This window comes from Xanthomonas hortorum (genome assembly GCF_040279205.1).
GTDB classification, from domain to species: Bacteria; Pseudomonadota; Gammaproteobacteria; order Xanthomonadales; family Xanthomonadaceae; genus Xanthomonas; species Xanthomonas hortorum_F.
Genome location: NZ_JBEOLS010000009.1, coordinates 103808 through 110844 on the forward strand (window position 1 = coordinate 103808; position 7037 = coordinate 110844).

At 61.4% G+C, this 7037-nt stretch carries 5 protein-coding genes and 1 pseudogene; 4 read left to right on the forward strand and 2 right to left on the reverse strand.

Features of this window, described 5'->3' with window-relative positions; genetic code table 11:
• Nucleotides 1-115: 115 nt before the first annotated feature.
• The gene (locus ABS769_RS06215; protein WP_317061734.1) at nt 116-1132 is read right to left on the reverse strand and encodes a lauroyl acyltransferase; all 1017 of its coding nucleotides are present in this window, start codon (nt 1130-1132) and stop codon (nt 116-118) included.
• Here ABS769_RS06215 and dtd point away from each other — a divergent pair.
• The 3 genes from dtd to ABS769_RS06230 all read left to right on the forward strand — a co-directional run bounded on the left by dtd (nt 1131) and on the right by ABS769_RS06230 (nt 4049).
• Complete coding sequence (dtd, locus tag ABS769_RS06220) at nt 1131-1571, forward strand: D-aminoacyl-tRNA deacylase (RefSeq protein ID WP_317061735.1); 441 nt, start codon at nt 1131-1133, stop codon at nt 1569-1571. The genes ABS769_RS06215 and dtd overlap by 2 nt on opposite strands.
• Before the next feature lie 105 nt (nt 1572-1676).
• Nucleotides 1677-3551, forward strand: a complete 1875-nt coding sequence (gene rpoD, locus ABS769_RS06225) for an RNA polymerase sigma factor RpoD (RefSeq protein WP_317061738.1) — start codon at nt 1677-1679, stop codon at nt 3549-3551.
• A 174-nt stretch (nt 3552-3725) separates the two neighbouring features.
• A complete protein-coding gene (locus tag ABS769_RS06230; RefSeq protein ID WP_317061739.1) occupies nt 3726-4049 on the forward strand; it encodes a DUF6566 family protein in 324 nt (107 codons plus the stop codon).
• Nucleotides 4050-4683: 634 nt separating this feature from the next.
• Here the strand turns inward: ABS769_RS06230 and ABS769_RS06235 are convergent.
• Complete coding sequence (locus tag ABS769_RS06235) at nt 4684-5481, reverse strand: YopJ family acetyltransferase (protein ID WP_350498123.1); 798 nt, start codon at nt 5479-5481, stop codon at nt 4684-4686.
• A gap of 488 nt (nt 5482-5969) precedes the next feature.
• On the opposite strand from ABS769_RS06235, the pseudogene ABS769_RS06240 reads away from it, so the two are divergent.
• Nucleotides 5970-6910 (forward strand): annotated as a pseudogene (locus ABS769_RS06240) (IS3 family transposase); the annotation flags it as partial.
• Nucleotides 6911-7037: the final 127 nt, after the last annotated feature.

The window sequence follows — 7037 nt, forward strand, 5'->3', positions numbered from 1 at the left end:
GAAGCGATCGGAATGCGCTGCGTGTCAACGCAGCGTTGCACGGGATCTGTTGCACAGGATCTGCAGCCAGGAGCGGCTAGCAAAACGTAGCCGTGCCGTCGGTTTGCTGGCAAATCTAGTGCGGATGCCGCTCCGTCGCATACGGATTGGCCTCGCCGCTGCCTGGCGGGCGCAGCGTGTAGCGCTTGTAGGTCCACTGGTATTGCGCCGGGTCGCGCCGGGCGATCTGTTCGATGCCTGCATTGAGCGCGCTGGCCGCGCGCACCGTGTCTGCATCGGCCACCGCTGGGTCCGACGGCTGCACATGCAGCGCGAACTGCAGATCGCCACCGGCGCGTTCGCACCAGCCGTACAGCACGATCGCGCCAGTACGTTCGGCAAGCCGGTTGACCAGGGTCATGGTCAAGGCCGGAATGCCGAAGAACGGCGCAAAGACGCCATCACCCATCTTCGGTTGCTGGTCGGGCAGGATGCCGACCGCGCCGCCGTCCTTGAGCACCTTGAACAACTGCCGCACCGCCGGGCCTTCGGCACGCACCTGGCGCACGTTGTCGCCGCCGCGGGCCAGCTGCAGGAAACCGTCCACCGTGTCCGATTCCGGCGGGCGATACACGATCGCGATCGGCCCGCGTTCGGACAGCCACTGATTGAGTAGTTCCCAGTTGCCGAAGTGCGGCGCGGCCACGATGACGCCGCGCCCGGAGGCCAGCGCGGCGTCGTAGAGTTCCTGGCCATTGCGCTGCAGGCGCGCCAGGTTCTCGGCCGGCGGGCGGGTCCAGGTGCGCAGCACTTCCAGTGTCTGCCGCGCGGTCGAACGCAGCACCTGCGCATGCAGCTGCGCGCGCTGCTCGGCGCTCAGTTCCGGGTACGCCAACTCCAGGTTGCGACGCGCCACGCGGCTCTCGCGCGCATCGAGTTTGCGCCAGCTCCAGGCCAGCGTATCGGCCACACGTTTGAGCAGCGGCCACGGTAGGCGCCCCACGGTGGCGGCAGTGGCGTAGAGCAGGCGGGCGCGAGCATCAGGTTTCATCGACGTAATTCTAAACAGCGCGGCCGCCCAAGGCCCGCGCGTGACAGTACGGGCAGTGCTGGGCATGCTGCGCGACACAGTTTGCTCAACCACATTGCCCATGCTTGCACTGATCCAACGCGTCACCCGGGCCTGCGTCACTGTCGATGCGGAGCGAGTAGGTCAGATCGGTCCCGGGCTGTTGGCCCTGGTAGGGGTCGAGCCCGGCGACAGCGATGCGCAGATCCGGCGCCTGGCCGAACGCCTGCTCGGCTATCGCGTCTTCGCCGACCACGCCGGCAAGATGAACCGCTCACTCACCGATACCGCGGGCGGGCTGCTGCTGGTCAGCCAGTTCACCCTGGTTGCCGACACCAGCTCGGGCACACGACCAGGCTTTAGCACAGCTGCACCGCCGCTGGAGGCTGAACGGGCGTTCAATCAATTGGTGGCGATCTGCCGCGAAAAACATCGCGGCGGGGTGGAAACCGGGCGTTTCGGTGCCCATATGGTTGTCGACCTGGTCAACGATGGCCCGGTGACCTTCCTTCTCAGGCCCTAGCCAGCGCTACACCAGCGGTCTCGTCTTGAATCCGGCAGACGGGGCTTCACGCTGGTATAATGCTAGGTCCTCTTTCCAATCTCAAAGCCGGTGGCGCGAGCATCCATGGCCAACGAACGTCCTGCCCAGCAATCCGACATCAAGCTACTGATCAGCAAGGGCCTGGAACAGGGCTATCTGACCTACGCCGAAGTCAATGACCATTTGCCCGACGACCTGGTCGACCCGGAGCAGATCGAAGACATCATCAGCATGATCAACGGCATGGGCATCGATGTCCATGAAGTTGCGCCCGATGCTGAAACCTTGTTGCTCAACGACGGCAACACCGGCAACCGCGAGGTTGACGATACCGCCGCCGAAGAAGCCGCCGCCGCGCTGACCGCGCTCGATACCGAAGGTGGCCGCACCACCGACCCGGTGCGCATGTACATGCGCGAAATGGGCACGGTCGAGCTGCTGACCCGCGAAGGCGAAATCGCCATCGCCAAGCGTATCGAAGAAGGCCTGAGCCAGGTCCAGGCAGCACTGGGCGTATTCCCGCTGTCGACCGAAATGCTGCTGGCCGATTACGAAGCGCACAAGGAAGGCAAGAAGCGTCTGGCCGAGATCGTGGTCGGCTTCAACGACCTGATCGAAGAAGCCGACGCCGCCGCTGCCGCGCTGGCCGCCGCCGGCCCGGTCGCCGTGGACGAAGACGCGGTCGATGAAGACGACGACGAAGACGGCGATGACGACGCTGCCGAGGAAGAGGCCGGCCCGACCGGTCCGGACCCGGTGGAAGTCGCTACGCGCATGGAGAACCTGGCCAACGAATACGCCAAGTTCAAGAAGATCTATGCCAAGAACGGCGCCGAGCACAAGTTGGTGGTCAAGGCGCGCGAGGACATGGCCGCCATCTTCACCACGCTCAAGCTGCCGTTGCCGCTGACCGATGCGCTGGTCACCCAGCTGCGTGGCGTGGTCAACGGCATCAAGGACCACGAGCGCAAGGTGCTGCACCTGGCCACCACCGTGGCACGCATGCCGCGCAAGGACTTCATCCGCTCCTGGGAAGGCAACCAGACCAACCTGGAATGGGTGGAAGACGCACTCAAGCGCAAGCAGAAGTGGTCCTCGGCGCTGCGCGATGTCAAGGACCAGATCGTCTCCGAGCAGCAAGGCTCGATCGAGATGGAGAAGGTCAACTACCTGACCCTGGGCGAGATCAAGGAAATCAGCCGCGCGATGGCCTATGGCGAAGCCAAGGCGCGCAAGGCCAAGAAGGAAATGGTCGAGGCCAACCTGCGCCTGGTCATCTCCATCGCCAAGAAGTACACCAACCGCGGCCTGCAGTTCCTCGACCTGATCCAGGAAGGCAACATCGGCCTGATGAAGGCCGTGGACAAGTTCGAATACCGTCGCGGTTACAAGTTCTCCACGTATGCAACGTGGTGGATCCGTCAGGCCATCACCCGTTCGATCGCCGATCAGGCGCGCACCATCCGTATTCCGGTGCACATGATCGAAACGATCAACAAGTTGAACCGCATTTCCCGTCAGATGCTCCAGCAGTTCGGCCGCGAGGCCACGCCGGAGGAACTGGCCAAGGAGATGGACATGCCCGAGGACAAGATCCGCAAGGTGATGAAAATCGCCAAGGAGCCGATCTCGATGGAAACCCCGATCGGCGACGACGAGGATTCGCATCTGGGCGACTTCATCGAGGACACCAACGTGGAGTCCCCGATCGACAACACCACCAACATCAATCTCTCCGAGACGGTGCGGGATGTGTTGGCCGGCCTCACCCCGCGCGAAGCCAAGGTGCTGCGGATGCGCTTCGGTATCGACATGAATACCGATCACACGCTGGAAGAAGTGGGCAAGCAGTTCGACGTCACCCGCGAGCGGATTCGTCAGATAGAGGCCAAGGCGTTGCGTAAGCTGCGTCACCCGAGCCGTTCGGAGCAGCTGCGCTCGTTCCTCGATATCGACTGATAGCAGGGCGATGCCAGCGCAGTGATCACAACAGCCCCGCAATCGCGGGGCTGTTGCGTTATGGGTCAGCCGAAGGACGGTACTTGCAGTAAGTGCGGGGGATGCGTGCCCCGGCAGCGTATTGCAGCGCTACGGCATTCACGCATCGGCGACGAAGCCGCACGGCGCCGCAACATGAAATCGGCGCTTCTCCAAAGCTCACGTGGTGTTCCAACCGTGCCTTCTAAGTTGATGGACGCACGCACACGAGACCGCCTTATGAGCAGGCAAAGCCGCTTTGAAACCACCACGTACCGCGATCATGAGATCCGCGTACGCGTCGAGCGCGCTGCGCCGGATGCCAACTGGACGGTGCAGGTCGATGTGTATGCGCTTGGCGGCCAACGCCAGCCACGCATCGACGACCAGGGGCCTGGTTGGGAGACGTATCAGGACGCTATTGCGCAAGGGTTTCAAGCGGGGCGGAAGTTGATCGATGCGCGGTTTGAGATGGCGTAGTGGGCGGAATGTACGAGTCGCAGGAGGCCATCAGTCTTACAGATGACTGTCTCCCAAGAACCTGTGGAGGTCCTTACCATCCGCCATAGCTCGCCGGCTCCCGGTCTGTATCGAAACAGCACCTTTGGCTTCTCGTGAAGATGAGTCGCCTCAGTAGACCATGGAGTTTTACTGGTGGGCCCACCAGGATTCGAACCTGGAACCAAAGGATTATGAGTTTGACGTCAACGCGCCATGCCTAGGAAAACCACGCATAAGACAACGTAAGCAGCAGAACAAAAAAGTAAGCTGCGACAGCAGTTTAGCGCAGCTTGGCGATGACGGGCAAAACTCAGCCCTGTATCGCTTGAGTACCGCTATTGGAGACAATCTTGAACTCGTAGGCGTTCATGGCGACTGCTCCCACGGGTTGACGATAGTCACTCCTGTCGGCTGAAATTGGCCGCGTTGCGGGTGACCACTGCCGTGCCCTGCACTAGCATCTTCAGCGCATAAGGATTGGTACACAAGGTTCGGCAAGGATTCGTGTAAAAAACAGCAAAAAGTGAGCTAACTCGCTGTCAGCAAAGGTTTTTACACGAATCCCTGCCGACCCTCAATTATCTCAGGGGCACCCCGTGGGTTCCTTGAGCGCTTAGCTCCAGTACTCGGCGTCGGCGAAAAGCAGCGCATCCCTTAGGTACTTGAGCCTCTCCTGCTGGATGGAGGTGTTGTACGCCCTGCGCTTGCCTCCTGCCTCGATCTCCCGGAAGTTCTGGTCGAAGCTCTCCTCCAGTGGTTCCCGGATATGCTCGGGAAGATCGTCGAAAACGTCCTTCGACGTCGTGTGCTGGAAGAAGCTCGCATCGAGCACGTCGGAGCCGCGCGCGATCGTGACGTCCACGTCATTGATGGTATCGCCCGTCCCGACGATCTTCCCTCTAAAATTCTTCTTGTGGAGATCCACCATCAAGTCATCGTTATCCGCCATCGCCTTCGCATTCGCCAGGGCGAAGGTCTTGCAGTTGATGACATCCTTCTGCGTGCCCGTGTTGAGGATGGTCAGCGTCGCGTTCTTCACGCCCTTCAACGCGGCGGTCATGACGGACAGCGTGTCGGTGCATCCCCATACGCTGTCGACCGCCAAGACGGACACCTTGCCACGACCTCCCGACACGTCCACCGCGATGCCATGGCTTGGCGCTCCCTTTCCATGGATCCGCTCCACGTTAACGACGGCGCGCCACCGCTGACCCCGCCCGGTATTGACAATAGCTTGCCGCAACGCATGCGGCTCGGATGCCGACGCATCGAAGACCTTTACATCGAGATTGGGGTGGATGTGATTCTGGGCCGCCACCACCTGTGGCTGGAACTTCTGATCGAGTTCGGCCGCCGGATATTGTTTTCCTTGACGCTCGGCGTGCTCCAGCGCTTCAATGAAGTCCTGCAATTGAGCCGCGAGCGTAGGTCCGGACGACGAAGAAGGAAAGGACACTCGCCCTGCCATGATGCCGGTGCCGGAGGGACTGGCGGCTCTCCCCGAGCGGGCCCGCCTTGCTCGGGGAGAGCCGAGTGCCGCCAAGTCATGCAGGCTGGGTGACATGGACGCCTCGGGAGATGAAGGCCTAAAAGGCGTGGTCTGCTCTGTGGCGCTGGTTGGATAATGCTCAGGTGAAGTTGCTATAGGTGAGCCTGCCACTGAGCCTGCCACGCTCTTTGAATTGCATAGTCCCATGTTGATCTCCTGCAGTGACTTTAGAATGCAAGTTTGGTGAGTAGTTCTCCGATTCGCTTCGCCTCACCGAAGACTTGGCCGGGACGACGAAGGCATTGACGCGGAGGATGACCCATGCCTTTCCCAACAGGCTGAGCATCTGATACGCCCAGGGTTTCCTAGACATCTCAAGGCCATGGAAAATGGTCGATTCGGAGGTGTCTATGAGCAGCAAGCGGTATACGGATGAGTTCAAGATCGAGGCGGTCCGGCAAGTGACTGATCGTGGGTTCAAGGTGGCAGAAGTCGCCGAGCGGCTGGGTGTCACGACGCACAGCCTGTACGCCTGGCTGCGCACGTTCGGCAAGTCTGGCGTGGTGCATCGCGCCGAGGTGGACCAGAGCGCCGAGGTTCGGCGGCTGAAGGCAGAGTTGTGTCGAGTGACCGAGGAGCGCGACATCCTAAAAAAGGCCGCCGCGTCCTTTGCCAAGGGGTAAAGGCAAAGTACGCCTTCATGCAAGCCCACTGCGGGGAATTCAGGGTGTGTGCGATGTGCCGGGTGTTGCGGGTCAACCGGGCGGGTTATTACGCCTGGTTACGCTCGCCCGACAGTGAGCGCGCCAAGGAAGATGATCGCTTGCTTGGACTAATCAAGCACCACTGGCTGGCCAGCGGCAGTGTCTATGGGCATCGCAAGATCACCACGGATCTGCGCGATCTAGGTGAGCGTTGTAGTCGCCATCGGGTGCATCGGCTGATGCGCACCGAGGGACTGCGTGCCCAGGTGGACTATGGTCGCACACCGCGCTTCCATGGAGGAATGCAGTGCAAGGCGGCGGCCAACCTGCTTGACCGACAGTTCGACGTGACGGAGCCGGACACGGCCTGGGCCAGCGATTTCACCTTCATCCGCACGCATGAAGGCTGGATGTATTTGGCTGTTGTGATCGATCTGTTTTCCAGGCAGGTCGTCGGCTGGGCGATGCGCGATCGGGCCGACACCGAGTTGGTCGTGCAGGCCTTGTTGTCTGCGGTGTGGCGGCGCAAACCCAGCGCTGGTTGCCTGGTTCATTCGGACCAGGGGTCTGTCTACACCGGCGATGACTGGCGCAGTTTCCTGGCGTCCCATGGCTTGGTGTGCAGCATGAGTCGGCGTGGCAACTGCCGACGTCCCCCCGCCCTGAGTAGCGGCCTGGTTTAGAGTCCGGGGCTGATGATATCGGTGTTTGCCAGATGTTGGGCATACGCAGCCGGGGTCATGCCGCAGATTGCTTTTTTGGGTCGGTCCTCGT

Coding starts and splice junctions, on each gene's coding strand:
- dtd (WP_317061735.1), top strand. CDS start 1,131: ATGCTTGCACTGATCCAACGCGTCACCCGGGCCTGCGTCACTGTCGAT.
- ABS769_RS06215 (WP_317061734.1), bottom strand. CDS start 1,132: ATGGGCAATGTGGTTGAGCAAACTGTGTCGCGCAGCATGCCCAGCACT.
- rpoD (WP_317061738.1), top strand. CDS start 1,677: ATGGCCAACGAACGTCCTGCCCAGCAATCCGACATCAAGCTACTGATC.
- ABS769_RS06230 (WP_317061739.1), top strand. CDS start 3,726: ATGAAATCGGCGCTTCTCCAAAGCTCACGTGGTGTTCCAACCGTGCCT.